Source organism: Variovorax sp. 10L426, from assembly GCF_056395305.1.
This window is the reverse complement of record NZ_JBFTJF010000004.1, coordinates 211,457-237,945: the sequence shown is the minus strand read 5'-3', so window position 1 is coordinate 237,945 and position 26,489 is coordinate 211,457. Positions and strand designations below refer to the sequence as shown.

32 protein-coding genes are annotated in these 26,489 nt (G+C 61.2%); 16 read left to right on the top strand and 16 right to left on the bottom strand.

The annotated features are described in order from the left end of the window. Window positions 1–239: 239 nt before the first annotated feature. Window positions 240–1,127 carry a 4-hydroxy-tetrahydrodipicolinate synthase gene (dapA, locus tag AC1DHL_RS07780; RefSeq protein ID WP_478161594.1) on the top strand — a complete coding sequence of 296 codons (888 nt, stop codon included), beginning with the start codon at window positions 240–242 and terminating at the stop codon, window positions 1,125–1,127. On the opposite strand, the gene moaD is transcribed toward dapA, so the two are convergent. From moaD to AC1DHL_RS07750, 6 genes are read right to left on the bottom strand one after another with little or no spacing between them, the layout of a single operon-like run. Then, on the bottom strand, window positions 1,114–1,365 hold the full coding sequence (gene moaD, locus AC1DHL_RS07775; protein ID WP_478097109.1) for a molybdopterin converting factor subunit 1: 252 nt from the start codon (window positions 1,363–1,365) through the stop codon (window positions 1,114–1,116). The genes dapA and moaD overlap by 14 nt on opposite strands. A 2-nt stretch (window positions 1,366–1,367) precedes the next feature. Beyond that, the gene (locus tag AC1DHL_RS07770) at window positions 1,368–2,615 is read right to left on the bottom strand and encodes a molybdopterin molybdotransferase MoeA (protein WP_478161593.1); all 1,248 of its coding nucleotides are present in this window, start codon (window positions 2,613–2,615) and stop codon (window positions 1,368–1,370) included. Then, the gene (gene mobB / locus AC1DHL_RS07765; RefSeq protein WP_478097113.1) at window positions 2,608–3,153 is read right to left on the bottom strand and encodes a molybdopterin-guanine dinucleotide biosynthesis protein B; all 546 of its coding nucleotides are present in this window, start codon (window positions 3,151–3,153) and stop codon (window positions 2,608–2,610) included. Before mobB ends, AC1DHL_RS07770 begins: the two co-directional genes overlap by 8 nt. Before the next feature lie 13 nt (window positions 3,154–3,166). After that, window positions 3,167–4,663 (bottom strand): threonine synthase, encoded by a 1,497-nt coding sequence (locus AC1DHL_RS07760; protein WP_478161592.1) that lies wholly within the window; start codon window positions 4,661–4,663, stop codon window positions 3,167–3,169. Continuing rightward, window positions 4,663–5,985 (bottom strand): homoserine dehydrogenase, encoded by a 1,323-nt coding sequence (locus AC1DHL_RS07755; RefSeq protein WP_478161591.1) that lies wholly within the window; start codon window positions 5,983–5,985, stop codon window positions 4,663–4,665. The genes AC1DHL_RS07760 and AC1DHL_RS07755 overlap by 1 nt, the downstream gene beginning before the upstream one ends. A 51-nt stretch (window positions 5,986–6,036) precedes the next feature. Continuing rightward, a complete protein-coding gene (locus AC1DHL_RS07750) occupies window positions 6,037–7,260 on the bottom strand; it encodes a pyridoxal phosphate-dependent aminotransferase (protein ID WP_478097119.1) in 1,224 nt (407 codons plus the stop codon). A gap of 66 nt (window positions 7,261–7,326) precedes the next feature. Between AC1DHL_RS07750 and AC1DHL_RS07745 the strand changes: the two genes are divergently transcribed. The 8 genes from AC1DHL_RS07745 to AC1DHL_RS07710 all read left to right on the top strand — a co-directional run bounded on the left by AC1DHL_RS07745 (window position 7,327) and on the right by AC1DHL_RS07710 (window position 12,893). Next, window positions 7,327–7,713: an Mth938-like domain-containing protein gene (locus AC1DHL_RS07745; protein ID WP_478097121.1), complete on the top strand. Its 387-nt coding sequence runs from the start codon at window positions 7,327–7,329 to the stop codon at window positions 7,711–7,713. 129 nt (window positions 7,714–7,842) lie between these two features. Further along, window positions 7,843–8,319, top strand: coding sequence for a peroxiredoxin (locus AC1DHL_RS07740; RefSeq protein WP_021006537.1), 477 nt, complete (start codon window positions 7,843–7,845; stop codon window positions 8,317–8,319). 191 nt (window positions 8,320–8,510) lie between these two features. Continuing rightward, the gene (locus AC1DHL_RS07735; RefSeq protein ID WP_478097123.1) at window positions 8,511–10,253 is read left to right on the top strand and encodes a PhoH family protein; all 1,743 of its coding nucleotides are present in this window, start codon (window positions 8,511–8,513) and stop codon (window positions 10,251–10,253) included. Window positions 10,254–10,379: 126 nt separating this feature from the next. Then, window positions 10,380–10,751: a VOC family protein gene (locus tag AC1DHL_RS07730; RefSeq protein ID WP_478097125.1), complete on the top strand. Its 372-nt coding sequence runs from the start codon at window positions 10,380–10,382 to the stop codon at window positions 10,749–10,751. 5 nt (window positions 10,752–10,756) lie between these two features. Beyond that, window positions 10,757–11,206, top strand: a complete 450-nt coding sequence (locus AC1DHL_RS07725) for an EVE domain-containing protein (protein ID WP_478097127.1) — start codon at window positions 10,757–10,759, stop codon at window positions 11,204–11,206. A gap of 19 nt (window positions 11,207–11,225) precedes the next feature. Further along, window positions 11,226–11,681 (top strand): GyrI-like domain-containing protein, encoded by a 456-nt coding sequence (locus AC1DHL_RS07720; RefSeq protein ID WP_478161590.1) that lies wholly within the window; start codon window positions 11,226–11,228, stop codon window positions 11,679–11,681. Window position 11,682: 1 nt separating this feature from the next. Further along, complete coding sequence (locus AC1DHL_RS07715) at window positions 11,683–12,168, top strand: MGMT family protein (RefSeq protein WP_478161589.1); 486 nt, start codon at window positions 11,683–11,685, stop codon at window positions 12,166–12,168. 8 nt (window positions 12,169–12,176) lie between these two features. Next, a complete protein-coding gene (locus AC1DHL_RS07710) occupies window positions 12,177–12,893 on the top strand; it encodes a helix-turn-helix transcriptional regulator (RefSeq protein ID WP_478161588.1) in 717 nt (238 codons plus the stop codon). Here the strand turns inward: AC1DHL_RS07710 and dnaB are convergent, their stop codons facing one another. From dnaB to ppsA, 7 genes are all read right to left on the bottom strand, one after another. Next, on the bottom strand, window positions 12,894–14,297 hold the full coding sequence (dnaB, locus tag AC1DHL_RS07705; protein ID WP_478097133.1) for a replicative DNA helicase: 1,404 nt from the start codon (window positions 14,295–14,297) through the stop codon (window positions 12,894–12,896). 167 nt (window positions 14,298–14,464) lie between these two features. Continuing rightward, window positions 14,465–14,917 (bottom strand): 50S ribosomal protein L9, encoded by a 453-nt coding sequence (gene rplI, locus AC1DHL_RS07700; RefSeq protein WP_478097134.1) that lies wholly within the window; start codon window positions 14,915–14,917, stop codon window positions 14,465–14,467. A gap of 12 nt (window positions 14,918–14,929) precedes the next feature. Further along, the gene (gene rpsR / locus AC1DHL_RS07695; protein ID WP_007830781.1) at window positions 14,930–15,211 is read right to left on the bottom strand and encodes a 30S ribosomal protein S18; all 282 of its coding nucleotides are present in this window, start codon (window positions 15,209–15,211) and stop codon (window positions 14,930–14,932) included. A gap of 21 nt (window positions 15,212–15,232) precedes the next feature. Further along, the gene (priB, locus tag AC1DHL_RS07690; RefSeq protein ID WP_478097136.1) at window positions 15,233–15,535 is read right to left on the bottom strand and encodes a primosomal replication protein N; all 303 of its coding nucleotides are present in this window, start codon (window positions 15,533–15,535) and stop codon (window positions 15,233–15,235) included. A 4-nt stretch (window positions 15,536–15,539) separates the two neighbouring features. Next, window positions 15,540–15,914 carry a 30S ribosomal protein S6 gene (rpsF, locus tag AC1DHL_RS07685; RefSeq protein WP_093109828.1) on the bottom strand — a complete coding sequence of 125 codons (375 nt, stop codon included), beginning with the start codon at window positions 15,912–15,914 and terminating at the stop codon, window positions 15,540–15,542. Window positions 15,915–16,015: 101 nt separating this feature from the next. After that, entirely contained in the window at window positions 16,016–16,516 is a 501-nt protein-coding gene (locus AC1DHL_RS07680; RefSeq protein ID WP_478161587.1) for a hypothetical protein, read from the bottom strand. A 210-nt stretch (window positions 16,517–16,726) separates the two neighbouring features. Further along, window positions 16,727–19,120, bottom strand: coding sequence for a phosphoenolpyruvate synthase (ppsA, locus tag AC1DHL_RS07675; protein ID WP_478161586.1), 2,394 nt, complete (start codon window positions 19,118–19,120; stop codon window positions 16,727–16,729). Between the two features lie 191 nt (window positions 19,121–19,311). Here ppsA and ppsR point away from each other — a divergent pair, with 191 nt between their 5' ends. Beyond that, window positions 19,312–20,133 carry a posphoenolpyruvate synthetase regulatory kinase/phosphorylase PpsR gene (ppsR, locus tag AC1DHL_RS07670; RefSeq protein ID WP_478097142.1) on the top strand — a complete coding sequence of 274 codons (822 nt, stop codon included), beginning with the start codon at window positions 19,312–19,314 and terminating at the stop codon, window positions 20,131–20,133. A gap of 18 nt (window positions 20,134–20,151) precedes the next feature. Here the strand turns inward: ppsR and ahpF are convergent, their stop codons facing one another. Both ahpF and ahpC read right to left on the bottom strand, forming a co-directional pair. Then, window positions 20,152–21,729, bottom strand: coding sequence for an alkyl hydroperoxide reductase subunit F (ahpF, locus tag AC1DHL_RS07665; RefSeq protein WP_478161585.1), 1,578 nt, complete (start codon window positions 21,727–21,729; stop codon window positions 20,152–20,154). Between the two features lie 80 nt (window positions 21,730–21,809). Beyond that, window positions 21,810–22,382, bottom strand: coding sequence for an alkyl hydroperoxide reductase subunit C (gene ahpC, locus AC1DHL_RS07660; RefSeq protein WP_478161584.1), 573 nt, complete (start codon window positions 22,380–22,382; stop codon window positions 21,810–21,812). A 235-nt stretch (window positions 22,383–22,617) separates the two neighbouring features. Here ahpC and bfr point away from each other — a divergent pair, with 235 nt between their 5' ends. The 6 genes from bfr (at window position 22,618) to hemP (ending at window position 25,818) form a co-directional block, all read left to right on the top strand. Continuing rightward, complete coding sequence (gene bfr, locus AC1DHL_RS07655; protein WP_478161583.1) at window positions 22,618–23,094, top strand: bacterioferritin; 477 nt, start codon at window positions 22,618–22,620, stop codon at window positions 23,092–23,094. Between the two features lie 190 nt (window positions 23,095–23,284). Then, a complete protein-coding gene (locus AC1DHL_RS07650; RefSeq protein ID WP_478097146.1) occupies window positions 23,285–23,557 on the top strand; it encodes a (2Fe-2S)-binding protein in 273 nt (90 codons plus the stop codon). A gap of 102 nt (window positions 23,558–23,659) precedes the next feature. Beyond that, window positions 23,660–24,358, top strand: a complete 699-nt coding sequence (locus AC1DHL_RS07645; protein ID WP_478161705.1) for an energy transducer TonB — start codon at window positions 23,660–23,662, stop codon at window positions 24,356–24,358. 20 nt (window positions 24,359–24,378) lie between these two features. Beyond that, a complete protein-coding gene (locus AC1DHL_RS07640; protein WP_478161582.1) occupies window positions 24,379–25,092 on the top strand; it encodes a MotA/TolQ/ExbB proton channel family protein in 714 nt (237 codons plus the stop codon). 5 nt (window positions 25,093–25,097) lie between these two features. Then, window positions 25,098–25,511: an ExbD/TolR family protein gene (locus tag AC1DHL_RS07635; protein WP_478097150.1), complete on the top strand. Its 414-nt coding sequence runs from the start codon at window positions 25,098–25,100 to the stop codon at window positions 25,509–25,511. A 94-nt stretch (window positions 25,512–25,605) separates the two neighbouring features. Next, window positions 25,606–25,818, top strand: coding sequence for a hemin uptake protein HemP (gene hemP, locus AC1DHL_RS07630; RefSeq protein WP_478097534.1), 213 nt, complete (start codon window positions 25,606–25,608; stop codon window positions 25,816–25,818). A gap of 181 nt (window positions 25,819–25,999) precedes the next feature. Here hemP and AC1DHL_RS07625 read toward each other — a convergent pair whose 3' ends face one another. Beyond that, window positions 26,000–26,407: a GlcG/HbpS family heme-binding protein gene (locus AC1DHL_RS07625; RefSeq protein ID WP_478097152.1), complete on the bottom strand. Its 408-nt coding sequence runs from the start codon at window positions 26,405–26,407 to the stop codon at window positions 26,000–26,002. Window positions 26,408–26,489 lie beyond the last annotated feature (82 nt).

The following is a 26,489-nucleotide window of genomic DNA, read 5'->3' as shown; positions in this document are numbered from 1 at the left end:
GGCACTGCGATAGACTCGCGCGATGCCTTCCAGCACCCTGCAACGCTTCCCTTCTTCTCGCGAAGAACAGGCTTGCACGCGCCTGCAAGGCAAAGCCAAAAAACCCAAGCTCGTCTGACCGGAGCTTCGGTTCCGTCGTCGGATGAGCGACGGAACTGCAAGGCCCGGGCCGAAGCTGGTTGTGTGCGCGCATCCGACGGTGGTTTCTTCCATCGGTCGACTCCCGAAAGGAAACTTGCGTGCAAGACACATCACCCTCCCCCGATTTCTCCGGACTCTGGATTCCGCTGGTCACGCCATTCCGTGACGGTGCGGTGGACCATGTCGCGCTGAAGCGCCTGGTCGAGCGGCTTGCGCCCACTGGCATTGCGGGCTTCGTGGTCTGCGGCTCGACGGGCGAAGCGGCCGCGCTCGACGAGAGCGAGCAACTGGAAGTTCTGGCGACCGTCGCCCGCGCCGCGCCCGCCACGCCGCGGATCATGGGGATTTCCGGCTACCACCTCGGCAAGACGCTAGCTTGGGTGCGACGACTGGGCGAGCAAGAAATCGCCGGCGTGCTTGTGCCTGCGCCGAGCTACATCCGGCCCTCGCAGGCTGGCCTGCTGGATTGGTTCCGTGCCATCTCGGACGCCAGCGCGGCACCCATCCTGATCTACGACATCCCTTACCGCACCGGGGTTTCAACAACGCGCGAGACGCTCCTTACGCTTGCGGCGCATCCACGCATCCGGGCGATCAAGGACTGCGGTGGCGATGCGGCGAAGACCCGAGCCCTGATCGCAGACGGCCGGCTCCAGGTGCTCGCAGGGGAGGATGGCCAGATCTTCAGCACCGTCGCCGAAGGCGGTGCGGGTGCGATTGCCGCCAGCGCCCACCTGCAGACTGAGCGCTTCGTCAACGTGATTCGCATGCTTCGCGAGGGGAAGCTGACACAAGCGCGGCAGATGTGGAGCCCACTGCTGCCGCTCATCGAATCACTGTTCGCGGATGCAAACCCGGGGCCGCTGAAGGCCGTTCTGGCTCACGAGGGCTTGCTGCTCGACGAGTTGCGTTCGCCGATGACGCGCGCGCCCGCCGACTTGCGCGAACGCCTGCTGGAAATCCAGGCCTCGATCAGCCGCCAGTGACGGGCGGGAAGAAGGCGACCTCGCTGCCGTCGCGCAGCGGGGCACTCTCGCCGCTCATGATCTGGTCGAGCGCCATCCGCACGACCCGGCCTCGCGCGAGAACGCTGGCGTGCGGTTCGCCGCGCGCGATGAGTTCATTGCGCAGCGCGCCGAGGTCCCGCGCGTCGGTTTCGATGGACTCGGCGCCGGTTCCGAGCGCCTCGCGCACCGAGGCGAAGTAGCGAACGTTGACCTTCATGTTCAGGCCAGCAGCGACGCGAAGGGAATGAACTGCACCGTGTCTCCCGCTTTGAATGGCTGGCTGGCGGGCGTATCAATCACGCCATCGCCCCAGACGGTCGAGGTCAACACACCGGAACTCTGGTTCGAGAAGACGTCAAGGCCGCCCGCTGCGTTGCGCCGCGCACGCAGGAATTCGCGCCTCCGGTCGGCGCGCGGCCAGTCGAAATCAGCGCGCATCGCGACAGGCTCGACCGCCACGCGTTTCGCACCCTGGAGGGTGAGCAGGAACGGTCGCACCAGCAGCAGGAAAGTCAGGAAACTCGACACCGGATTGCCTGGCAGGCCGGTGAGGTGGGCATTGCCGATTCGCCCGTAGGCGAAGGGTTTGCCGGGCTTCATCGACAGCGACCAGAGATCCAGTTGGCCCAGATGCTGCACCGCCGCCTTGATGTGATCTTCCTCGCCGACGGAGACACCGCCGGTGGTGATGATCAGGTCGTTGTGGAGCGCCGCCTCGCGCAGCGCCTCGATGGTCGCTTCGCGGCGATCCGGCACGATGCCGAGATCGTTGACCTCGCAGCCGAATCGCTTCAGCAGCGCCCGCATGAAGAAACGGTTGGAGTTGTAGATGGAACCCGCTTTCATCGCTCCGGGTGCAACCTCGCCCGGCATGACGAGTTCGTCGCCGGTCGACAGCAGGGCAACACGCGGCCGCCTCGAAACCAGAAGCTTGGCCAGGCCCACACTCGCGGCCAAGCCTAGCCCTGCGGGCGTGAGCCGTTCGCCTTTCGACAGCACCACGTCGCCGGCGGCAACGTCTTCACCGGCACGGCGGATCCACTGCCCGGCGGTCGGCACGATGTCTATCCGCACGCTGCCAAGACCGCCCTCTTCGGGCAACGCGCTCGTGTCTTCCTGCATCACTACTGCATCGGCCCCTTCGGGGATCTGTGCGCCCGTGAAGATACGTGCGGCAGTGCCGGCCTCGAGAGGCGTGCCGACGGTCCCGGCCGGAATGCGCTGGGCCACTCGCATGACGGCGCCAGCCGCGGCGCAATCACCCGCGCGAACCGCGTAGCCATCCATCGAGCTGTTGTCGCGAGGCGGCACTGTGAGGCCCGACGTGACGTCTTGCGCCAGCACGCGGCCGTCGGCATCGAAGGTCGAAACACTCTCTGCGCCGAGCAACGGCGAAGCCGCAGCCAGCAGGCGAGCCAGCGCCTCGTCGAGGGCCATCAGGGGGGGGCGCGAGGAAGTCTCAGCCATGGTGATTCACCTTGTAGTCGAAACGATCGGTATGCAGCAGCAGCCACGCGCAGATGCCATCGATGTCGTCGAGGTCAAAGATCGGCAATTCAGTGTGCTGGGGCAGCCTGTCCGGCGTGTCGGTCGCGATGCCGACAATAAAGCGATCTTCGGTATAGCGCGCCGGTCGCGGCTCCTCGCCTTCCGCCGGTTCTCGCCACACCTCGATCTTGAGCAGATCGCTGTGCTTGAAGCCTTCGACCAGCACCCAGTCGACACGCCCGTCGAGTTCAGCGATCAGGTCATGCACATCGAGCTGGGTCGGCTGCTCGAACTCGCGAATGAGCGCGAGCCGCTTGTCCGATGCGACCACGACCTCGAAGGCGCCCGCTTCGCGATGGCGGTACGTGTCCTTGCCGGGATGGTCGATGTCGAACTTGTGGTGGGCATGCTTGACCACCGAAACGCGCTGACCTTTGCGCTTGAGCGCAGGGATGAGTTGCTCGACCAGCGTCGTCTTTCCCGCTCCCGAGAAGCCCGCGAAGCCGATGACTTTCATGCGTCCTGCGGCGTCAGTCGCAGTGTGTGGCGATATAGGTCTTGACTGCTTCGACATTGGCCGGCAGCTTGACGACCCGTTTGGGAAGTGCCTCGATCCCCTGGAAGCGCGCCGGCCGCTCGGGCTCGTGGCCCAGCGCCTCGACGATGGTCTCGGCGAACTTGATCGGCAGTGCGGTCTCAAGGACGATCATCGGCACGCCCGGTGTGAGATGTTCGCGCGCGGCCTTCAGGCCGTCGGCCGTGTGCGTGTCGATCAGCGTGGCGAAGCGCTTGTCGGTATCACGGATGGTCGCAAGCCGGTCCGCGTGCGTGCTGCGGCTGCTGGCAAAGCCGAAGCGCGTCGCAGCCTGTGCAAAGTCCGGGTCCCCGCTCAGGTCGAAGCGGCCGGCACGGCCAAGTTCGCCTTCGAACAGGCCACGCGCTTTGACCGCATCGCGCCCCACGAGATCGAACATGAAACGCTCGAAATTGCTGGCCTTGGAAATATCCATCGATGGACTCGACGTCTCGTGTGTGTCGGCCGCCGAGCGCACACGGTAGACGCCGGTACGGAAGAACTCGTCGAGCACGTCGTTCTCGTTGGTCGCAACCACGAGGGTGCGAATCGGCAGCCCCATCATGCGAGCCACGTGACCGGCGCAGACATTGCCGAAGTTGCCCGAGGGCACCGTGAAGCTCACCTGCTTGTCGTTGCTGCCTTTCGTCGCCGGGCCGCCCCAAGACGAAAGAACCCCCTCGGGGGGCAGCGAGGACACGCCGGTGCCGAGGGTGGGGGCTGGTGTAGCCTGGAAATAGCCGGCAAAGTAGTAGACAACCTGCGCCAGCAGCCGCGCCCAGTTGATCGAATTGACAGTGCCGATCTTGTACTTGCGCTTGAAGGCCAGGTCGTTCGACACAGCCTTGACGATGTCCTGGCAATCGTCGAAAACGCCTGTGATCGCGAGGTTGTGGATGTTCGCGTCCTGCAGGCTGAACATCTGCGCCTGCTGGAAAGGACTCATGCGGCCGTCGGGCGAGGTCATGAAGACGCGCACGCCCTTCTTCCCACGCATCGCGTATTCGGCAGCGCTGCCGGTGTCTCCGCTCGTCGCGCCGAGGATGTTCAGCTCTTCACCGCGACGGGCCAGTTCGTACTCGAACAAGTTGCCGAGCAGTTGCATCGCCATGTCCTTGAAGGCCAGCGTCGGGCCGTTGGACAGCGCTTCGAGGTAGACGCCGTCTTCCAGTTCGCGCAGCGGCACGATCTCCGCGGTACCGAACACCTCGGCGGTATAGGTCTTGGCGCAGATGGCTTTCAGATCGGGCGACGGGATGTCGTCGATGTAGAGCGAGAGGATCTCGAAGGCGAGTTCGGCATAGCTCAGTCCCCGCCATTTGGCTAGCAAGGCGGCGTCGACTGCGGGGTATTGCTCGGGCAGGTACAAACCGCCGTCGGGCGCGAGGCCTTCCAGGAGGATTTCGCAGAAGCGGCGGCGGTCGGGGTGGCCGCGCGTGGAAAGGTAGCGCATCAGGACAGCTCTTCCTTGCGAAGCCGAACGATCGGCGCCAGCACGGTCGGCAGGGCCTGCAACTCGACCAGCGCGGCGTCGAGCGTGCCTTCGCGGGTGTCGTGCGTCAGGATGATCAGGTCGGTCTGCGTCGAACCTTCGCCGCCCACTTCGTCCGCTTCGCGCTGCAGCACTGCATCGATGCTGATGCCGGCATTGGCCAGCAAACCGGTGACCTTCGCGAGCACGCCGGCCTCGTCGGCCACGCGCAAGCGCAGGTAGTAGCTGGTCACCACCTCGGACATCGGCAGGACCTTCAGGTCGCTCATCGCATCCGGATGGAAGGCAAGGTGAGGAACACGATGCGCCGCGTCGGCCGTGTGCAGTCGCGCGATATCGACGAGGTCGGCGATCACCGCGCTGGCGGTCGGCTCGCTGCCGGCGCCCTTGCCGTAGTAGAGCGTGGTGCCGACGGCGTCGCCGTTGACCACCACCGCGTTCATGGCCCCCTCGACGTTGGCAAGCAATCGTTTGGACGGCACCAGTGCTGGATGCACGCGCAACTCGATGCCCTGCGCCACGCGTTTGGTCACGCCCAGCAGCTTGATGCGGTAACCAAGTTGCTCGGCATACTTGATGTCCTGTGCGGCCAACTTCGTGATGCCCTCGACGTGGGCCTTGTCGAACTGCACCGGGATGCCGAAAGCGATGGCGCTCATCAGCGTGACCTTGTGCGCGGCGTCGACGCCCTCGATGTCGAAGGTCGGATCGGCCTCGGCATAGCCCAGGCGTTGCGCTTCTTTCAGCACGGTGGCGAAGTCCAGACCCTTGTCACGCATCTCCGACAGGATGAAATTGGTGGTGCCGTTGATGATCCCGGCGATCCACTGGATGCTGTTGGCCGTAAGGCCTTCACGCAGCGCCTTGATGATCGGGATTCCGCCCGCCACGGCGGCTTCGAACGCCACCATCACACCCCTGTCGTGCGCGGCCGCGAAGATCTCGGTGCCGTGCACCGCAAGCAGGGCCTTGTTGGCCGTCACCACGTGCTTGCCGGCAGCGATCGCCTCGAGCACCAGTTGTTTGGCGATGCCGTAGCCGCCGATCAGTTCGATCACGATGTCGATGTCGGGGTTGGCGATCACCTCACGTGCGTCGCCGACCACTTTCACGCTGTCGCCGACCACGGCCTCGGCGCGCACCGTGTCGAGGTCCGCAACCATCGTGATCTCGATGCCACGGCCCGCGCGACGCTTGATCTCTTCCTGGTTGCGCTGGAGCACGTTGAAGGTGCCGCTACCGACCGTGCCGATGCCGAGCAGGCCAACTTGAATGGGTTTCATGGGTTCGTCTTGGAAAGCAAGGATGTTCGGAAAGACCTGGCGCTCGGACGCTCAGGCGAGCCGGGTTCGATAGCGCTCGAGGAAACCGGCGATACGCCCGACAGCTTCGCGCAGGTCTTCTTCGTGAGGCAGGAACACGATACGGAAGTGGTCCGGTGTCGGCCAGTTGAAGCCGGTGCCCTGCACGAGCATCACCTTGGTTTCCTTCAGCAAGTCGAGGAAGAACTGGCGGTCATCCTCGATCGGGTAAACCTTCGGATCGAGTTTCGGGAACATGTAGAGCGCTGCGCTAGGCTTGACGCAAGTCACGCCCGGAATCGCCGTGATCAACTCGTAAGCCAGATCCCGCTGACGACGCAGCCGGCCACCGGCGCCCACAAGGTCGTTGATGCTCTGATAGCCGCCCAGCGCCGTCTGGATCGCCCACTGGCCCGGCACGTTGGCGCACAGGCGCATGTTCGAGAGCATGTTCAGCCCCTCGATATAGTCGCGCGCCAACTTCTTGTCGCCTGACACCACGACCCAGCCTGACCGATAGCCGCACGAGCGGTAGCTCTTGGACAGCGAATTGAAAGTGAGCGTGAGCACATCCGTCGACAGGCTCGCGATGGCGGTGTGCTTGACGCCGTCGTACAGCACCTTGTCGTAAACCTCGTCGGCGAAGATCACGAGCCCGTGCTCGCGCGCAATAGCCACGATGCCCTTTAGCAAGTCGGTGGAATACAGCGCACCCGTCGGATTGTTCGGGTTGATGACCACGATCCCCTTGGTGCGGGAAGTGATCTTGGAGCGAATGTCGTCGAGGCTCGGCATCCAGCCGTTGTCCTCGTCGCAGAGGTAGTGCACCGGCTTGCCGCCCGACAGGCTGGCGACGGCGGTCCAGAGGGGATAGTCCGGCGTCGGCAGCAGCAACTCGTCACCGTCGTTGAGCAGCGCGTTGGTGGCCATGGCGATCAGTTCGCTGGCACCGTTGCCGAGATAGATATCGTCCAGCGTCACGCCCGCGATGCCCTGCTTCTGCGTCTCGTGCATCACGGCCTTGCGTGCCGCAAAAATACCCTTGCTATCCGAATAGCCGGCCGAGGCCGGCAGGTTGCGGATCATGTCCTGCTGGACCTCTTCAGGCGCATCGAAGCCGAACACGGCGAGGTTGCCGATGTTGAGCTTGATGATCTTCTGGCCCTCTTCCTCCATCTGCTTGGCGGCGTCCATGATCGGACCGCGGATGTCGTAGAGCACATTGGCCAGCTTGGCCGATTTCTTCAGCGGTTTCAAAGTCCCTCCAAGGGGGTCAGCGCAGGGGAAAACCTATAATTTGACCACAGTTCCCCGCCCCTCCAGATGAAGCTCCAGCCCGACAAATCCGACGTCCAGACACTCACTGCACACGGCCCGGGCTGGGTGGCCATCAACAACGAACGGGTTGAATCGAGCGTCGTCGTTGGCTCTCGCGGCGAGCGTTTCGAATGGGATTGCAGCCGTTTCGATCAACTGGGCCCAGAACACTTCGCCCAGTTGGCCTCCCTGGGTGCCGAATTGATCATCTTCGGCAGCGGTGGGCGCATCCGTTTTCCGCAGGCCGCCTGGCTTCAACCGCTCATGGCGCAGCGCACCGGCGTAGAAACCATGGATACGCCCGCAGCCTGCCGCACCTACAACATCCTCGCGAGCGAAGGACGGCACGTCGTGGCGGCCCTGTTGGTCGAGAGGCCTGCCGCTGGGCAGTAGGAGGCTTTTCGAGGTAAAATCGCGGGTTGCAAACCGGCGGCCAGCCCTCAGTTAGCAACGACCAATCCTCCATGAACCCGACGCATCCGATGTGGGCGGGCATGGAATCAAACGGAGAAAACAAGTTTCATGGCGATCGTTGTCAACAAACCCATCCCCGAATTCGACGCCAATGCCACCGGCGGCCTGAAGGTCTCGAACACCTCTCATCTCGGCCACGTTCTGGTCATGTACTTTTATCCCAAGGACAACACGCCAGGCTGCACCACCGAAGCCATGCAGTTCAGGGACCGATACAAGGATTTCGAAAAAGCCGGCGCTACGGTGTTCGGCGTGTCGCGCGACAACATGAAGTCGCACGACGAATTCAAGGCCAAGCTCGAACTTCCCTTCGAACTGATCGCAGACACCGAAGAAAAGATGTGTCACATGTTCGGCGTGGTCAAGAACAAGATCATGTACGGCAAGAAAGTCAAGGGCATCGAGCGCAGCACCTTTCTCATCGGCGCCGATGGTGTGCTGAAGGCGGAATGGCGCGGGCTCAAGGTCCCAGGCCACGTTGACGACGTGCTCAAAGCTGTCAAGGCGCTCAAGAAAGCAGCCTGATCTGCAAAGTGTGTGAGGTTTTGCGCAGTCGCGTTGGCGGCGCGCAACGAACACAGGAGGCGACACACGCGATGTGCATAATGGCCCCATGCCGTTGAGCTCCGCGACCGCATCCACCGAACAAAGCCGCCCAGGTCTTCAGGCGGCTTTTTCGCTTTCTGGCCCCTCCACTTTTGCGAGCAAACCGCCCCATGCCTCTGCCCCCCGCCCCTACAAAACGCGCCGCATTGCTTTCGCCGGACGCACACGATGCACCGGCCCGCTCCTCGCACGGAAGGAGTGGCCGTCGCTCCTCTGATCGCAGGTCGGAAGAAGCCGGAACGAACGGGCCTCGGCCACTTGAACTGTTCGACCGGCACGCCGCCGAAGGCGGAGGCGCCATTGAAGCACCGCCGCTGCCCAGGGCGAAGACGCCTGCACCTGTACCGCAAGAAGCGCCGCCTCGTCGCATAGAGCCACGCGCAAGCGCGCTCGTCCCGGAGCAGCAAGGCCACACTCGCTCCAAACGCAGCAAGGCGAATGGCCCCGCCAAGCTTTTCGTTCTGGATACCAATGTGCTGCTGCACGACCCGATGTGCCTCTTCCGCTTCGAGGAGCACGACATCTTCCTGCCGATGATCGTCCTGGAAGAACTCGACGGCCATAAAAAAGGGACAACGGAAGTCGCACGGAACGGCCGCCAGACCAGCCGTACCCTCGATGCACTGGCCGCCGCGCAAGGCGCCGACATCGGCAAGGGGTTGAAGCTCGACACCACCGGTCACCGCGAGGCCGGCGGCAAGCTGTTCTTCCAGACGGCCCCGCTGGACTATTCCTTGCCGACCAGCCTGCCGCAGGGCAAGGCGGACAACCAGATTCTGGGTGTGGTCCAGGCGCTGCGCGACCTCTACGTCAAGGATGCGCCGGGCCGCCCGAAGCAGGAAGTAGTGCTGGTGTCGAAGGACATCAACATGCGCGTCAAGGCACGCGCGCTCGGCCTCGCCGCCGACGACTACCAAAACGACAAGACCCTGGAAGATGGAGACCTCCTGTATTCCGGGTCGCTCGCGTTGCCGGCGGACTTCTGGACTCGCCAGAGCAAGACGATCGAAAGCTGGCAGAGCGGTAGCAGCACGTTCTACCGGATCAGCGGACCCATCGTTCCTAACCTGTACATCAATCAATTCGTCTACTTCGAGGCGCCTGGCGAGCCGAGCATGTATGCGCGAGTGACCGAAATTCGGGACAAGACGGCTGTCCTCAAGACGCTCAAGGACTACGGTTCGGTCAAGAACGCGGTCTGGGGCGTAAACACGCGCAATCGCGAGCAGAACTTTGCGATGAACCTGCTGATGGATCCCGAAGTCGATTTCGTCACACTGACCGGCACGGCAGGGACTGGCAAGACGTTGATGGCGCTGGCCTCCGGCCTGACGCAGGTCCTCGACGATCGTCGCTACACGGAGATCATCATGACTCGCGCGACCGTGAGCGTGGGCGAGGACATCGGCTTCCTTCCGGGCACGGAAGAAGAAAAGATGGGCCCTTGGATGGGTGCGCTCGACGACAACCTCGAATTCCTCGCCAAGGGCGATGGCGGCGGCGCGGGCGAATGGGGCCGCGCCGCCACCAATGAGCTGATCCGCAGCAAGATCAAGATCAAGAGCATGAACTTCATGCGAGGGCGTACCTTCCTCAACAAGTACGTGATCATCGACGAGGCGCAGAATCTGACGCCGAAGCAGATGAAAACGCTGGTCACCCGTGCAGGTCCTGGCACCAAGATCATCTGCATGGGCAATCTGGCACAGATCGATACACCCTATCTCACGGAAGGTTCGTCGGGCCTGACTTTCGCGGTCGACAAGTTCAAGGGTTGGCCGCACAGCGGGCACATCACCCTGGCGCGCGGCGAACGCTCACGCCTGGCGGACTTCGCGAGCGACGTTCTGTAGGCCGCAGCCGCTTGCTCCCAGGGCGCTGAGGCGCCCTTTTTTGCCTCTGCCAACGCTCCTGACAACACGCTGTCAGGAGCTGTCGCGCAGCATGAGGGCTTCATTCACTGCTTGAGGAAGCCACTCATGACCACATCCATCAATTGGTTCGAAATCCCGGTTGCCAACATGGATCGCGCGCAGTCGTTCTACGAAAAGGTTCTTGGTCGGACACTGAAGCGCGAGGATTTCGGCGGCGGCGTCATGGCCGTCTTTCCGTATGAAAGCCCCGCAACCGGCGGATGCCTGACGGCCGGCGCCACCAAGGTGGCTGCATCGGGCAGCGGGGTCCGCATCTACCTCGACTGCGCACCGAGCATCGATGCCGCACTTGGGCGCGTGGCGGAGGCGGGCGGGCAAGTCATTCTCCTGAAAACCGAATTGCCGGCGGGAATGGGCTTCTTCGCTCATCTGCGCGATACCGAGGGCAACGAGGTCGGCCTGCACGCGCTGGTCTGAAGGCGATGACACGCAAGAATTGGATCGCGGTCGCGAGCGCGGAGCACGCTCGTCGCGGCCGCGACGATCCGAAAGGCGGCTTCATGCAGGTGGGGCACGGCCAGCTCGCGCCCCTCAAACGCATCTCCGCCGGCGACCGCGTTGCCTACTACTCACCCACGACCGAACTCGGCCGCGCCGACAAACTGCAAAGCTTCGTGTCGATTGGTGTCGTTCACGGAGACACGCCCTACGAAGCAGCTATGGGCAATGGCTTCGTGCCATGGCGTCGGGACGTACGTTACGCGGCAGCGCGCGAAGCACCGATCCTGCCTCTGATTGACCGGTTCGACTTCGTCGAAGACCCCACGCGATGGAGTTCCAAGTTTCGCTTCGGCCTGTTCGAAGTCGATGAGCACGATATTCGTCTGATCGCCGGCGCGATGAACGCCGACCTCCAGTCATTGGAATTTTGATTTCTTCATGGAGAAAAGCATGCAACCCGAACTTCAGCGGCTGGATGCCTTCCACGTCGCCGGCCTCACAACGCGCACCACCAATCGCGACGAAACCAATCCGCAAAATGCGCGAATCGGCTCACTGTGGACCCGCTTCTTCGACGAGCGCATCTACGAGAAAACGCCGAATCGCAAGGCCGACATGCACCTCTACGGCGTCTATTCGGGCTACGAGACCGACGCGCACGGTGCCTTCGACATCACCACCGGCGTTGCAGTCACTGATGCGCCTGCAGCGGTGCGCATCGAAGGCGGCGACTACCTGGTCTTTACTGGACAGGGTGAAATGCCGCAAATGGTGCTCGCCGTGTGGCAGACGATCTGGCAGTATTTCGAGGCACATCCCGAAATCAAACGTTGCTACCGCAGCGACTTCGAGGCCTACAGCGGCCCCGAGCAGGTGGCCATCCACATCGGGGTGCAGTTGGACTGACATGAAATCGACCCCCGACAGGCGCGGCAAGAGCTGGCGAGAACGACTCGCAGGCTACGCGCACCTGCCGAACGTCAAACCGATTCCGGAACGCATGCAGGGGCGATTCGGGTATGGAACCATCGTGACACCCTCGCCGCGTGAAGTCGACGCGGCAATGAGGCGGGTACCCGAAGGCCGCCTCGCCACCGTGCTTGGCATCAACGATCATCTCGCCCGTGAACACGGCACAACCATCGGCTGCGCGGTGACCACTGCGATCTTCGCGAGCATGGCGGCGCGGGCAGCGGACGAAGACAAAAAGGCGGGTCTGACAGAAATCACTCCGTACTGGCGAACCCTGAAAGGCAACGGCGAGTTGAATCTCAAATACCCGGGCGGTCTCGATGAACTCATGCAGCGGCTCGAATCCGAGGGCCACACCGTGGTCCAGCGCGGACGGCGCTATTTCGTCGAAGACTTCGAGAAGAAGCTGATCGGAAGCTGATCGTTGCTATGCGCCGTGCCGACCGCCTTTTCCAGATCGTCCAGATCATTCGCGGACGCCGTCTCACGACGGCCGCTTTTCTCGCACAGCGCCTGGAGATTTCCGAACGCACCGTTTACCGCGACATCGCCGACCTGCAGCTTCAAGGAGTGCCGGTCGAAGGCGAAGCGGGCGTCGGCTATCGACTAGGCTCGGGCTTCGATCTGCCACCGCTTATGTTCACCCAGGACGAAGCCGCGGCATTGGTCGCATCGGCGCGCTTGGCGCAGAGTTGGGTGGATGCTGCCATGGCGCGCGACATCGAATCGGCGCTGGGAAAAATTCTGTCGGTACTGCCGCCTGCGGCGCGCGTGTCGGCCGAGAGCCTCGCGCTTTATGCGCCAGCGTATTCACTCGACGACGGCACACGCGCCCGGTTGCAGACATTGCGCGAAGCGGTGCAGGCACGCCAGAAGCTGCGCATGGACTATCGCGATGTCACCGGAGCGCCGAGCCAGCGCACAGTGCGACCGCTGGGCTGCTTCTATTGGGGCAAGGTATGGACCTTCTCCGCCTGGTGCGAACTTCGCGAGGACTTTCGCGGCTTCAGGATCGATCGCATCAATCAGATCGAAGTCCTGCCGGAGCGTTTTCGCGACGAACCAGGCAAAACCCTGGCCGACATGCTTCGGCGACTCCAGTCGGACTCGCAAAAAGCAAATTCGCCCGAGCGCCAAAACAGCTGATCAAAAATCGTCGCTACCCATGGCGAGATTTTCAAACTTGGTGAGCGGCTTGAGGAATGCAAGCTTGACGGTGCCGGTCGGGCCGTTCCGGTGCTTGCTGATGATCACTTCGGCGACGCCCGGCTCTTTGCTGTTCTTGTCGTAGTAGTCGTCGCGGTAGATGAACATGATGATGTCGGCGTCCTGCTCGATGGCACCGGACTCGCGCAGATCGCTCATCATGGGGCGCTTGTCAGTCCGGCTTTCCACCCCGCGGCTGAGCTGCGACAGCGCGATCACGGGGCATTTGAGCTCCTTCGCCAGCATCTTCAATCCACGCGAGATTTCACCAACGGCGGTGGCTCGATTCTCGTCGTTCATGCTGCTCGACACACTCATCAGCTGAAGGTAGTCGACCACGATCAGGCCAAGTTTCCCGTACTGCCGGGCGAGCCGACGGGCATTGGCGCGCAGTTCGCTGGTGGTGAGACCCGGTGTTTCGTCGATGTGCAGCGACACGTTGCGCAACTTCTCGATCGCCTCGGTCAAGCGCGGCCATTCTTCGTCAGTGAGCTTGCCGGTCCGCAGGTGCCCTTGGTCGATTCGCCCGATTGAACCGACGATACGCACCGCGAGCTGCGAGGCACCCATTTCCATCGAGAACACCGCAACCGGCAACCCTTCGTTGAGCGCGACGTGCTCGGCAATATTGATTGCCAGCGACGTCTTGCCCATGGACGGACGTGCGGCCAGCACGATCATGTCGCCCGGCTGCAGGCCCGAGGTCATCTTGTCGAATTCGTAGAAACCTGTGCGGACACCAGTAATGTCGTTGGGGTTCTCGGCCATCTCGGTCACGCGGTCAAGCAACTCGACCACCAGGGAGTCCATGCCCTGGAAGCCTTGCTTCATGCGCGAGCCTTCTTCGCCGATATTGAAGATCTTCTGCTCAGCCTCGTCCAGGATCTTGTCGACCGGCTTGCCCTGCGTGTTGAACGCGTTGGTCGCGATCTCGTCGCTGGCGCTCACCAACTTTCGCAAGATCGAGCGCTCGCGCACGATCTCTGCATAGCGGCGGATGTTGCTCGCGCTCGGCACGTACTGCGCGAGCGAATTGAGATAGGCAAGACCACCGATCTCCTCGGCCTTGCCGAGGTTCTGCAACTGCTCGTAGACGGTGATCACGTCCGCAGGCTTGCTGGCGTTGATCAGCGTGCCGATGGCCGCATAGATCAGCTTGTGCTCATGCCGATAGAAATCGCTGTCCACCACAACGTCACCCATGCGGTCCCAAGCGCCGTTGTCGAGCAGAAGGCCGCCGAGCACGCTCGATTCGGCTTCAATCGAATGCGGGGGGATGCGTAGCTGCGCGATCTGGCGATCTGTCGACGGGTCGTTATCGGCGTAGGAAAAAACAGCGGACATTGAGTTCCTTGCAACCCTGCATGCTAAGCCGCGCATCGCTCGGCGTCACGTGGACAAGGCTGTGAATAAACGGTGATCTTCCGGTGCAGCGTGCGGGACAACACGGCCGGCCGAAAAAAAAGCCGCCCGAAGGCGGCTCTTGGCACGGGTGTGAGCCCGCAATGCGATCAGGCGCTTTCGCCGTACACCGTCACGGCGATTTCAACCACCACGTCGGTATGCAGTGCAACGCTGACGGTGCTGTCGCCGACGATCTTGATCGGACCGTTGGGCATACGCACCTGCGACTTTGCAACCTTGTAGCCGAGCTTGTTGAGTTCGTCAGCGATGTCATGGTTGGTCACAGAGCCGAACAGACGGCCGTCAACGCCAGCCTTCTGCGTCAGCTTGACTGTAGTGCCTGTGAGCTTTTCGCCCTGGGCTTGCGATTCGGCCAACTTGGCCGCCGCCGCCTTTTCGAGCTCGACGCGCTTGGCTTCGAATTCGGCCTTGTTGGCTTCAGTTGCGCGGCGAGCACGGCCCGTAGGAATCAGAAAATTCCGTGCGTAGCCGTCCTTGACCTTGACGATCTCGCCCAGCACACCGAGGTTCACAACCTTGTCGAGAAGAATGACTTGCATGTTGTCTGCTCCTTAGACGCGGTGTTGGTCGCTGTACGGCACCATTGCGAGGAAGCGCGCGCGCTTGATCGCAGTGTTGAGCTGACGCTGATAGATAGCGCGCGTGCCGGTCAGGCGAGCGGGAATGATCTTGCCGTTTTCGCTGATGAAATCGCGCAGGGTGTCGATGTCCTTGTAGTCGATTTCTTCGACACCAGCGACGGTGAAGCGGCAGAAGCGCTTGCGCTTGAACAGCAGCGACTGGGTATTGCGCTTCGGGCGCTTGTCTTTGTTGAATTTCTTGAACGTGGCCATTTGGGGACCTCTTATCGAAAATTAATCTTGCTGAAAGTCCTGGATGTGTAGAACCGCATGCTTGCCGTTGCCCGGAGTGGCGAGGAAACCCTGAAAACGCCAGAGACTTCCAAGAGCCTGCCTTGCGAGTCGTTCGGCAACTACGCCGAACGCAACGGCTTTGAGGGCCGTTTTAACCTGCCTGAGCTGTCCTGCCTCGGAAATCGTCGACTCGTGTTCGAGTCTCAAATCGACAGCGGGTAGACCGGCGGGCGTAAAACGCAGAACTCCGATTTCGGCGACGCAGGCAGTCAGCACGAGCTGATTGACTGCGGCGGCACTCACACAATCAGTTGTTGTTGGCGGCGTATTCGGCCTGCTGGGCCTTGCGGGCCTCTTCGCGCTCGACCGTCTTCATCATCGACGAAGGGCCGGTTTCGGCCTTCTTCTTGACCACGGTGAGGTGGCGCAGAACGGCGTCGTTGAACTTGAACGCATGCTCCAGTTCGGCCATCACAGCTTGTTCAGCTTCGATGTTCACGCACAGGTAGTGCGCCTTGTTGAGCTTGTTGATCTGATAGGCCAGTTGACGACGGCCCCAGTCTTCAACGCGGTGGACCTTGCCGCCGCCGGCCGTGATCAGGCCTTTGTAGCGCTCCAGCATGGCTGGAACTTGTTCGCTTTGATCCGGGTGGATCAGCAAGATGATTTCGTAGTGACGCATAGCGCTCCTTGTGGGTCTTCCGTAGAAGGGATTAAGCCACCCGCAGCGTCGGTCGCGGTGTGGCAAGGCAAAGCCAGAAATTATAGCAGGCGCTTGCCCGTTCAATCGCCGATCAATGCGCGCTCCAGCGCCACGACCTTCTCCGGGCCCACGGCACCCCGGATTTTTGGAAGTAGGTCGAGCAATTCCTCATAGGTAGAGGTCTTCTCCACCGACAGGTTGAGCCTGAATCCGCGCAATCCGAGCCCTCCGGTGAGCTGCGTCGCGATGGGATACGCATCCTTGTAGCGCTGCTGATTCGAGCGACCATCAACTGGCTGAGGGACGATGGCCGCCGGCGCCGGCTCCGCGGAAACGGATCGGAGCTGCGCCGGCACCGCGCCTGAGCTGGCGCTCCCCACCGATCCATGTGAATTCTCGAGCAACCCGAGTTGGACAAGTTGATCTATCACCTCTCGGGTGATGCCTACCCCGGCATCGATCACATCGCTCACGGACCGCTTGCCGTCAAAAAGAATGAACGCGGAGCGCTGTCGCGCGGTCAGCCGCAACGATCGATCCTTGAGCACCTGGTGCCCAGCTTCTGTCTTGACAAGAATCATGCTTTCGACGCCAAAGTCGGAACGCACTCAACGCTGGTCAGCCGACCAGCGTGTACGCCCCCTGTACTGCGCCCCCTTGGGAGGCAAGTTTGACATCAAAGATGCATCTGGTTGCAAATACAACAAGCTGACATAGGGATTACAACGATCCGTGTGACCTAAGTCGTTGCGCAGCGGTGACAGTTCGGTCGTCCCCGCCGCGCCTTCCCTTTAGCGTTGAGCAAGTTGCTTCCAGGTATCAATCACGCTGTCAGGGTTGAGCGAAATCGACTCGATACCCTGCTCCGCCAACCACAGGGCAAAGTCGGGATGGTCGCTGGGGCCCTGTCCACAGATGCCGACGTACTTGCCCTGCGCCTTGCAGGCCTTGATCACGCGACTGAGCAAAGCCTTGACGGCCGGATCGCGCTCATCGAAGTCCGCTGCGAGCAATTCGAGTCCGGAGTCGCGATCAAGACCCAGCGTAAGCTGGGTCAGATCGTTGGATCCGATCGAGAAGCCGTCGAAGAACTCCAGGAACTCCTCCGGCAGGACGGCATTGCTCGGCACCTCACACATCATGATCAGCTTGAGTTCGTTTTCCCCTCGCCTCAGGCCGTGTTCGCCCAATAGCTCCGTCACCCGCTGGGCTTGGCCGAGCGTGCGCACGAAAGGCACCATGATCTGGACATTGGTCAGGCCCATTTCATTGCGCACGCGCTTGAGCGCCTCGCACTCCATGGCAAACGCCTCGCCAAAATCCTCGCTGAGATAGCGTGCTGCACCACGGAAGCCGAGCATCGGGTTTTCTTCCTCGGGTTCGTAGCGGCTTCCACCGATCAGCTTGCGGTATTCGTTCGACTTGAAGTCGGACAGGCGAACAATCACCGGCTTCGGCCAGAAAGCGGCGCCGATGGTCGCGATACCCTCCGCCACCTTGTCGACGTAGAACGCACGCGGGGATGCATGCCCACGCGCGACCGATTCGACCGCCTTCTTGAGATCGGCGTCGACATTCGGGTAGTCGAGGATCGCCTTGGGGTGCACTCCGATGTTGTTGTTGATGATGAATTCCAGCCGCGCCAGACCGACGCCATGGTTCGGCAATTGAGCGAAGTCGAAGGCCAATTGCGGATTGCCGACATTCATCATCACCTTGAGGTCGATGTCCGGCATCTCTCCCCGCTTGACTTCAGTCACTTCGGTTTCGAGGAGCCCGTCGTAGATGAAGCCCGTGTCGCCCTCGGCGCAGCTCACCGTGACGAGCGTGCCGTCCTTCAAGAGGTCCGTGGCGTCACCGCAACCGACGACAGCCGGAATGCCGAGTTCGCGCGCGATGATGGCCGCATGGCAGGTACGCCCGCCACGATTCGTGACGATGGCGGCGGCGCGTTTCATCACCGGCTCCCAGTTGGGGTCGGTCATGTCGGTCACGAGCACGTCGCCGGCTTGCACCTTGTCCATTTCGCTGATGCTGTGGACTAGGCGAACGGGGCCGGTGCCGATCTTCTGCCCGATTGCGCGCCCCTCAGCCAGCACGGCACCCCTGCCAAGCAGCTTGTAGCGCTGTTCAGCCTTGCCCTGCTGCTGGCTTTTCACGGTTTCAGGACGGGCCTGCAGGATGTAGAGCTGTCCGTCGGTACCGTCCTTGCCCCACTCGATGTCCATGGGGCGGCCATAGTGCTCTTCGATGACCAGCGCGTACTTCGCGAGTTGCTCGACGTCGGCATCGCTCAGCGAATAGCGGTTGCGCTGTTCGGCGGGAACGTCGGTGGTCTTGACCAGCTTGCCGGTGGCAGCCTTCTCTGCCGCGGTGGCGAACTCCATCTGGATCAGCTTCGAACCCAGACTCCGGCGAATGACCGCACGATTGCCAGCCCTCAGCGTCGGCTTGTGCACATAGAACTCGTCAGGATTGACGGCGCCCTGAACGACCGTTTCGCCCAGACCATAGCTGGATGTGATGAAAACCACATCTTCGAAGCCGGATTCGGTGTCGATGGTGAACATCACGCCGGCGGCTCCCAAATCGCTGCGTACCATGCGCTGGACGCCCGCCGAGAGGGCTACCACATCGTGCGCAAAGCCCTTGTGGACCCGGTAGCTGATCGCGCGGTCGTTGTAGAGCGAGGCGAAGACCTCTTTCATCTTGTGAAGGACGTCTTCAATGCCGACCACGTTCAGAAAGGTTTCCTGCTGACCCGCGAAGGAAGCATCCGGCAAGTCTTCGGCGGTGGCCGACGAACGAACGGCAAAACTGGCATGGGGATTACCAGCCGAAAGGGTTGCGAATGCCGTTTGAATGGCTTTCTGCAGGTCGGCCGGGAATGGTTGCGCCTCGACCATCGCGCGGATCTCCGCGCCGGCAGCGGCCAGGGCCCGCACGTCCTCGGTATCGAGCTTTGCAAGCCTTGCGCTGATCTTGTCGGCCAGGCCATCGTGAGCGAGGAACTGCCGGAATGCGTGCGCCGTGGTCGCAAATCCCGTAGGAACACGCACACCCTGGGGCAACTGGGAAATCATCTCGCCGAGGCTGGCATTCTTGCCACCGACCGACTCGACGTCGGTCATCCTCAGGTTTTCAAACGGTACGACCAGGGCGGTCGCTTCGAAGAGTGCAGACATGGGGAAGCTCCAGAAGTTGAAACTGATGCTGCATGCAGGCGGCTCAACGCGATCATTCTTCTTGCTTTGGGCGCTGACGAGAGGTGCATGGAAGGATTTCGGTAGGGAACGGCGATCCGCATTCCCGATAATGGGCCGAATTGTAGGCGCGCCACGGATCGGCGCGCGCCTATGGAAAAGGCAGCCAGATCATGCACACCCGCACCGTTTTCTTCGTCTCTGACGGGACCGGCATCACCGCCGAGACCTTCGGGAATGCCGTCCTCGCCCAATTCGAAATGAAGCCCCGCCATGTGCGGCTGCCCTTCACGGACACGGTCGACAAGGCGCACCAGGCGGTTCGACGGATCAATCACACCGCGGAGGTCGAGGGCTTGCGCCCTATCGTCTTCACGACGTTGGCAAACATGGAAGTGCTCGAGGTGATCGAAACCGGCTGCAAGGGCATGCTGCTCGACATGTTCGGCACCTTTGTTCGCCCGCTCGAAATCGAACTGGCGATGAAGTCGAACCATCGTATCGGCCGCTTCAGCGACGTGAGCAAGAGCAAGGAATACAACGAGCGGATCCAGGCCATCGATTTCAGTCTTGCGCACGATGACGGCCAGAGCAACCGGGATCTCGACGGAGCGGATGTGATTCTGGTCGGCGTCAGCCGCAGCGGGAAGACGCCGACCTCGCTGTATCTCGCCATGCAGCATGGCCTGAAAGCGGCAAACTACCCGCTCATCCCCGAGGACTTCGATCGCCGCCAATTGCCGCCGGCCCTGCTGCCGCATCGCAAGAAGATCTTCGGCCTCACGATCCAGCCCGAACGGCTGAGCGAGATCCGCAACGAACGCCGGCCAAACTCGCGTTATGCCAGCATCGAGAACTGCCGGCACGAAGTCAGCGAGGCCGAGGCCATGATGCGACGGGCGGGCATTCGATGGCTTTCAACCACCACCAAGTCAATCGAAGAAATCGCGACCACGATCCTGCAGGAGCTGCGTCCGGAGCGGCTGACGTACTGAGCCGCCCGGGCGGCGAGGTCAGGCGGCGACCGCTTCCTCGGCAGGCGCGGAGGTGCGGATCAGGTGATCAAAGGCGCTGAGAGCGGCCTTCGCTCCGTCGCCCGCCGCGATGATGATCTGCTTGAACGGCACCGTCGTCGCGTCGCCTGCCGCAAACACACCCGGCACGGAAGTCTGCCCCCTCGCGTCGACCACGATTTCCCCGTGCTTCGACAGTTCGACCGTACCTTTGAGCCAATCGGTGTTCGGCACCAATCCAATCTGTACGAACACGCCTTCGAGTGCCACTCGGTGGCTCTCGCCTGTCGCGCGATCCTTGTAGATCAGGCCATTGACCTTCTGTCCGTCGCCTGTGATCTCCGTCGTCTGCGCATTGGTGACGACCGCGACATTGCTCAGGCTGTGCAACTTGCGTTGCAGCACGGCGTCCGCTCGGAGCTGCATGTCGAATTCGATCAGGGTGACGTGCCCAACGATGCCGGCCAGGTCGATCGCAGCTTCGACGCCCGAATTGCCACCGCCGATCACGGCGACCCGTTTGCCCTTGAACAACGGACCGTCGCAATGCGGGCAGTAGGCCACGCCTTTGTTCTTGTATTCGTGCTCTCCCGGCACATTGATATTGCGCCAGCGTGCTCCGGTCGAAATCACGACCGAACGGCTCCTGAGCGACGCACCGCTTTCGAGCTTGATCTCGATCACTTCGTCGCCCGGTACAAGGGCGGCGGCCCGCTGCAAATTCATGATGTCGACGTCGTAGTCGCGCACATGCTCTTCGAGGGCGAGAGCGAACTTGGGCCCTTCGGTTTCCTTGATCGAGATGAAATTCTCGATACCCATGGTGTCGAGCACCTGGCCACCGAACCGTTCGGACGCCACCCCCGTACGAATTCCTTTGCGCGCCGCATAGACAGCCGCTGCCGCACCTGCAGGACCACCACCCACGATAAGTACGTCGAACGGTTCTTTTTCGGCAATCTTCTTGGCTTCGCGCTCGACGCCGCTGCTATCGATCTTTGCGAGGATTTCTTCAAGGGTCATGCGACCTTGCCCGAACTCCGTTCCATTGAGGAAGACGGTCGGGACGGCCATGACCTGGCGCTCCTTGATTTCATCCTGGTACAGCGAACCATCGATCATCGTCGTCTTGATGCGTGGGTTCTGTGTCGCCATCAAGTTAAGCGCCTGCACAACATCCGGACAGTTGTGGCACGTCAACGAGATGTAGATCTCAAACTCGAAATCACCATCGAGCGCTCGAATCTGTTGAAGCACGGCGTCATCGACCCTGGGCGGGTAACCGCCGACCTGGAGCAATGCAAGCACCAGCGAAGTGAACTCATGGCCCATCGGCAGCCCGGCAAAACGCGGCCCGTGGTTTTCGCTCGGCCGATTGATCGAGAAGGAAGGCTTGCGCTGGTTGTCGCCACGGCTCTCGGTGACCTTTACCAGCGCGGAAGATTCCGCAATGTCCTTCAGCAGCGATTGCAGATCGCTCGATGCCTTGGTGTCATCGAGCGACGCGACGATTTCGACCGGCTGGCTGATGCGATCGAGGTAGCTTTTGAGTTGCGACTTGGTGCCGGCGTCGAGCATGGTGGGCCTCACTTCGTGGTTGCGAACGGAAATAAAAAAGCCCGGGAGCCGGGGCGCCCGGGCCGTGGCGCGGAGGTGACTTAGATCTTGCCGACCAGGTCGAACGAAGGCTTCAGCGTTTCGGCGCCTTCCGTCCATTTGGCGGGGCAGACTTCACCGGGGTGGGCCGCGACATACTGCGCAGCCTTTACGCGGCGCAGCAACTCGGCTCCATCGCGGCCGATGCCGTTGTCGTGCACTTCGATCGTCTTGATCTTGCCTGCGGGGTCGATCACGAAGGTGCCGCGATAGGCGAGGCCTGCATCCTCACCCTCTTCGATCAGCACTTGGAATGCGCGCGCGAGTTGCTGGCTCGGGTCGCCAATCAGGGGGTATTGCACCTTGCCGATCGTGTCCGACGTGTCGTGCCAAGCCTTGTGCGTGAAGTGCGTGTCCGTCGACACGCCATACACCTCGACGCCCAGCTTCTTGAACTCTGCGTAGTGATCGGCAAGGTCGCCGAGTTCGGTCGGGCACACGAAGGTGAAGTCGGCCGGATAGAAAACCACGACAGACCATTTGCCCTTGAAGTTCTCGTTGGTGACCGGCACGAACTTGCCGTTGTGATACGCGGTGGCCTTGAACGGGACGATTTCGGTATTGATCAGGGACATTAATGGGTTCCTTGTTGCTGATGAAAAAAACGAGTGATCAGTATAACTACCAATTGCATCATATTGATAGTTTTACTCTATGTAAAACGGAGCCAATCCCTATGAGGGCAAGGGCGGTCACGTCGAATGCGAACACTTATCAACCTCACACGCATGCAGAGCGGTGCAGCGTGGGTTTGCTTGCGCCGCGGCACGACAAGCTCACAATCGACCCTTTCAAGAACAAGGAAAAACCATGAAGGGCGACCCTCAAGTCATCGGCCATCTCCAGGCTCAGCTGAAGAACGAACTGACTGCGATCAACCAGTACTTTCTTCACTACCGAATGCTCAAACATTGGGGTTTGGACAAGCTTGCCAAGAAGGAGTACGAAGAATCGATCGGCGAGATGAAGCACGCGGACAAACTCATGGACCGCATCTTCATGCTGGATGGCCTCCCCAACCTCCAGGACTTGGCCAAGCTCAACGTGGGCGAAGATGTCCCCGAAATTCTGGAGTGCGACCTCAAGTCGGAAACCGGCGCGCAAGCGACCATCAAGGCGGGCATCGCCCATTGCGAAGGAGTGCGCGACTATGTGTCGCGAGACCTTCTGCAGGAGATCCTCGACGACACGGAAGACCATATCGACTTCCTCGAAACCCAGATCGATCTGGTCGGCAAGGTAGGGTTACAGAACTATCTGCAATCGCAGATGGGCGAGATCGAATAGAGCTACCCAACATCAGGCTGGCGGGGCATGACCCCGCTTTTTTTTGGCAGCGTCAGCGGACCACTCGCCCAGGGACTGACGGAGCATCACCGTTTGTCGCCTTGCCGGCGTGATAGTTATTGCAAATGCGAAGAATTCGTATTTATAATGAACTCCTCTTCAAAACAGCCAGCCAAGTCGCTTCCAGGCCATGATCGTTTGCGTATGCCGCCGTGTCTCTGACCGTGAAATCGCACGCCATGTGCGCGCCGGCATGACTTTTGACGAAGTGCAGTTTGAACTCGGCGTGGCCACCCAGTGCGGCCAATGTGAAGGTTGCGCGCGCGATGTCGTCGCTCAATGCAGCGCTTTGCACCCGGTCGCCGCGCTCACCCGCGAAACGAACCCAAGGGCGATCCAGCTTGCCAATTCCATCAAGGAAAGCAACGCATGGAACTCTTCGCAGCCCTCGTCGGCAGCCTGATCTTCGTCGCCAGTTCAGTCTGGTGGATTTTTCGCAAGTAGTTGGCCTACCGGTTCTGCTGCATCCGGGGCACTTCAAAGCGTGCTCATTCTCGAATGGTTGATCGTGTCTGATCGCTTCTCCTCCCCCTCTACATCGGCCCTTGGGCTGTCGCGCAATGCTGTTATTGCGGGCGGCGTAGTTTTGGCGCACGTGGCCGCCCTCTGGGCGCTGCAAAGCGGCCTCTTGCGCCGCGCCGCGGAGGTGGTCATTCCGGTGGAAATCTTGAGTGAGTTCATCGAACCTCCCAAGCCGACCGAGCCACCACCGCCCCCACCACCGCCACCGCCCGAACCCAAACGGCAGATCACGAAAACGCCACCGCCGCCCAGGCCGCAGGCCATTCGAGAGGCGAAGCCGACACCCGCGCCAAACGCACCGACGGGCAGCATCGAGCCGCCGCCTCCGCCTGCACCGATCGCGGCGCCGGCCCCTCCAGAGCCAGCGGCCCCTGCACCTGCGCCACCAGCACCGTCGGCAGTCCAGTTGCCGTCAAGCAATGCAGACTATCTGCAAAACCCCAAACCAATCTACCCCGCCATCAGCAAGCGCCTTGGCGAGCAAGGGAAGACGGTCGTGCGCGTACTGATCGACGTCGACGGCCTTCCCAAGCAGGCGAGCATTCGCACATCAAGCGGCTACGAACGACTGGATCAGGCAGCACGCACTGCGGTCATGAGTTGGCGCTACGTGCCAGGTAAACGCAACGGAGTCGTTGAACCTATGGAGTTCAACGTGCCGATCAACTGGGTACTCAATTAATCTTTCTGGAGTAATTTCGCATGAATTCCCAATTTGGCCTGATGAACGTCTGGCATCAAGGTGACTTCGTCACCAAAGCCGTCGCCCTCCTGTTGATCGGCATGTCGCTCGCCTCGTGGATCGTCATCCTGGTCAAAGCGCTCGACGTCATCAGGTACAAGCGCTTGGCCAAGCATTCGCAGGACTTCTGGCACAGCGAGGACTTCGCGACGGCGCTCAACAAGCTCGGCAAGGACGATACCAATCCGTTTCGAGCGCTTGCACTCGAAGGCCGCGAGGCCGCCGCACATCATCGCAACACGAAAGCCCACCTCCACGATGCGCTCGACGTGAGCGACTGGATCACGCGCGCACTGCGCAATGGCATCGACGAATTTACAGCACGCGTGCAGACTGGACTCGCTGTCCTGGCGTCAGTGGGTTCGACCGCTCCATTCATCGGTTTGTTCGGCACCGTGTGGGGCATCTATCACGCGCTAATGAGCATCGGGTCCGCCGGCCAAGCAACGATCGACAAAGTAGCCGGCCCGATCGGCGAAGCGCTGATCATGACGGCGCTGGGACTTGCAGTCGCGATTCCCGCGGTTCTGGGATACAACGCGCTGGTTCGTGGCAACAAATTTGTGCTGACCAAGCTCAATAGCTTTGCGCACGATCTGCACGCCTACTTCGTAACCGGCGCCCGTGTACAAAGCGGCGGCGAGGCCACGGTCGTTGCACTCAAGAAGGGCTGAGCATCATGGCCTTCGGAACCCAAGACGAACCTGATGAGGTCATGAACGAGATCAACATGACCCCTTTGGTGGATGTCATGTTGGTGCTCTTGATCATCTTCATCATCACCGTCCCCGTCATGAAGCATGCAGTGAATATCGACCTCCCGCGCGCCACTAGCGAACCCGAACAGACGAAGCCGCAGAACATCTTGTTCACCGTAGCGGCGGACGGCTCCTACTACTGGAACGAACAGAAAATCGATGATTCCGAATTGAAGGGGCGGCTCGCCGTCGAAGCCGCCAAGGAGCCCCAACCCGAGTTGCATATTCGCGGCGACAAGGCAGTACGGTATGAGCGCGTCGCGCAGGCGATGTCTGCGGCTCGCGAAGCAGGCGTGCGCAAGATCGGCTTCATCACTGAACCTGATCCCAAGTGAGGCATGGGTGCAAGCCAAAAATCTTCATCGATCCGATTGACTTTTTATTGCGAATCATTATCATTTGCGCATCGCTTCGATAAAGAGCCTTCAAATGCAAACTACGCCCAACGCCTTCCCCATATTGAGCCATCCCTCGCTGGACCATGCAGGTGGCGGCCGCGCTTCAGGCGATGCAATGCGGCCTGCAGCCCTGGTCGAAAGCACGGAACTTCTCAAAGGCGGCAAGACGGTCGGTATCCTGCACAACGGCTCGCTCTATCGTCTGCAAGCCACCAAACTCGGCAAGCTGATCCTGACCAAATAAGATTCAGCTGCGCTACTAGGGCAAGTTTCATCGTGGGGCGACTCAAGGAGATTCCACTCCAAAGGGTCGTTTTTGCTAGCCAACGGTTCGCCGACCAGCCAAGCTTTTTTTCCCCCATGAGGCCCCCCAAAAAAACGCCGACCCACTTGGTCGGCGTTTTTGCTTTGCGCGGACGACAATCTCAGAGGCCGATTGCGGCGATGCCGGCCCGTGCGATCTGCGCGTCTTCGTTCGACTTCACGCCGCTCACCCCAACTGCTCCGATCACGTGGCCATCTTTCACGATGGGTACGCCGCCTTCAAGCAACCCATGCACGCCAGGAGCCGTCAGGAAGGACGTACGGCCGCCGTTGATCATGTCCTCATAAGTCTTGCTTTCACGTCGGCCCATCGCGGCCGTGTGGGCCTTGGCAGGGGCGATGTGCGATGAAAGCGCTGCAGCACCGTCGAGGCGCTGCAACCACAACAGATTGCCGCCGTCATCGGCAATGGCGATGGTCACTGCCCAGTTGTTCTTGAGCGCTTCGGCTTCCGCTGCCGCTGCGATCGCCTTGACATCGGCAAGTTCGAGAAATGACTTTGTCTTCATGATCTTCGGGGAAAGTTGCGTAACCCCCAAGCATAGCGCTCGCATCGTCCAGGGCCGCCACCCCGGCGCGCGCTAAGACTGT

Excerpts from the sequence above, each read along its gene's own strand:
- AC1DHL_RS07745 (WP_478097121.1), top strand. The coding sequence starts at position 7,327 with ATGAAGCTCCAGCCCGACAAATCCGACGTCCAGACACTCACTGCACAC.
- AC1DHL_RS07625 (WP_478097152.1), bottom strand. The coding sequence starts at position 26,407 with ATGAAGACAAAGTCATTTCTCGAACTTGCCGATGTCAAGGCGATCGCA.
- rpsF (WP_093109828.1), bottom strand. The coding sequence starts at position 15,914 with ATGCGTCACTACGAAATCATCTTGCTGATCCACCCGGATCAAAGCGAA.
- ahpF (WP_478161585.1), bottom strand. The coding sequence starts at position 21,729 with ATGCTCGACGCCGGCACCAAGTCGCAACTCAAAAGCTACCTCGATCGC.
- AC1DHL_RS07710 (WP_478161588.1), top strand. The coding sequence starts at position 12,177 with ATGCGCCGTGCCGACCGCCTTTTCCAGATCGTCCAGATCATTCGCGGA.
- rpsR (WP_007830781.1), bottom strand. The coding sequence starts at position 15,211 with ATGGCCACGTTCAAGAAATTCAACAAAGACAAGCGCCCGAAGCGCAAT.
- ppsA (WP_478161586.1), bottom strand. The coding sequence starts at position 19,120 with ATGTCTGCACTCTTCGAAGCGACCGCCCTGGTCGTACCGTTTGAAAAC.
- AC1DHL_RS07755 (WP_478161591.1), bottom strand. The coding sequence starts at position 5,985 with ATGAAACCCATTCAAGTTGGCCTGCTCGGCATCGGCACGGTCGGTAGC.
- moaD (WP_478097109.1), bottom strand. The coding sequence starts at position 1,365 with ATGAAGGTCAACGTTCGCTACTTCGCCTCGGTGCGCGAGGCGCTCGGA.
- AC1DHL_RS07680 (WP_478161587.1), bottom strand. The coding sequence starts at position 16,516 with ATGATTCTTGTCAAGACAGAAGCTGGGCACCAGGTGCTCAAGGATCGA.
- AC1DHL_RS07720 (WP_478161590.1), top strand. The coding sequence starts at position 11,226 with ATGCAACCCGAACTTCAGCGGCTGGATGCCTTCCACGTCGCCGGCCTC.
- AC1DHL_RS07730 (WP_478097125.1), top strand. The coding sequence starts at position 10,380 with ATGACCACATCCATCAATTGGTTCGAAATCCCGGTTGCCAACATGGAT.
- AC1DHL_RS07740 (WP_021006537.1), top strand. The coding sequence starts at position 7,843 with ATGGCGATCGTTGTCAACAAACCCATCCCCGAATTCGACGCCAATGCC.
- mobB (WP_478097113.1), bottom strand. The coding sequence starts at position 3,153 with ATGAAAGTCATCGGCTTCGCGGGCTTCTCGGGAGCGGGAAAGACGACG.
- AC1DHL_RS07770 (WP_478161593.1), bottom strand. The coding sequence starts at position 2,615 with ATGGCTGAGACTTCCTCGCGCCCCCCCCTGATGGCCCTCGACGAGGCG.
- AC1DHL_RS07760 (WP_478161592.1), bottom strand. The coding sequence starts at position 4,663 with ATGCGCTACCTTTCCACGCGCGGCCACCCCGACCGCCGCCGCTTCTGC.
- AC1DHL_RS07715 (WP_478161589.1), top strand. The coding sequence starts at position 11,683 with ATGAAATCGACCCCCGACAGGCGCGGCAAGAGCTGGCGAGAACGACTC.
- AC1DHL_RS07735 (WP_478097123.1), top strand. The coding sequence starts at position 8,511 with ATGCCTCTGCCCCCCGCCCCTACAAAACGCGCCGCATTGCTTTCGCCG.
- AC1DHL_RS07650 (WP_478097146.1), top strand. The coding sequence starts at position 23,285 with ATGATCGTTTGCGTATGCCGCCGTGTCTCTGACCGTGAAATCGCACGC.
- ppsR (WP_478097142.1), top strand. The coding sequence starts at position 19,312 with ATGCACACCCGCACCGTTTTCTTCGTCTCTGACGGGACCGGCATCACC.
- AC1DHL_RS07635 (WP_478097150.1), top strand. The coding sequence starts at position 25,098 with ATGGCCTTCGGAACCCAAGACGAACCTGATGAGGTCATGAACGAGATC.
- AC1DHL_RS07640 (WP_478161582.1), top strand. The coding sequence starts at position 24,379 with ATGAATTCCCAATTTGGCCTGATGAACGTCTGGCATCAAGGTGACTTC.
- bfr (WP_478161583.1), top strand. The coding sequence starts at position 22,618 with ATGAAGGGCGACCCTCAAGTCATCGGCCATCTCCAGGCTCAGCTGAAG.
- hemP (WP_478097534.1), top strand. The coding sequence starts at position 25,606 with ATGCAAACTACGCCCAACGCCTTCCCCATATTGAGCCATCCCTCGCTG.
- dnaB (WP_478097133.1), bottom strand. The coding sequence starts at position 14,297 with ATGTCCGCTGTTTTTTCCTACGCCGATAACGACCCGTCGACAGATCGC.
- ahpC (WP_478161584.1), bottom strand. The coding sequence starts at position 22,382 with ATGTCCCTGATCAATACCGAAATCGTCCCGTTCAAGGCCACCGCGTAT.
- AC1DHL_RS07725 (WP_478097127.1), top strand. The coding sequence starts at position 10,757 with ATGACACGCAAGAATTGGATCGCGGTCGCGAGCGCGGAGCACGCTCGT.
- rplI (WP_478097134.1), bottom strand. The coding sequence starts at position 14,917 with ATGCAAGTCATTCTTCTCGACAAGGTTGTGAACCTCGGTGTGCTGGGC.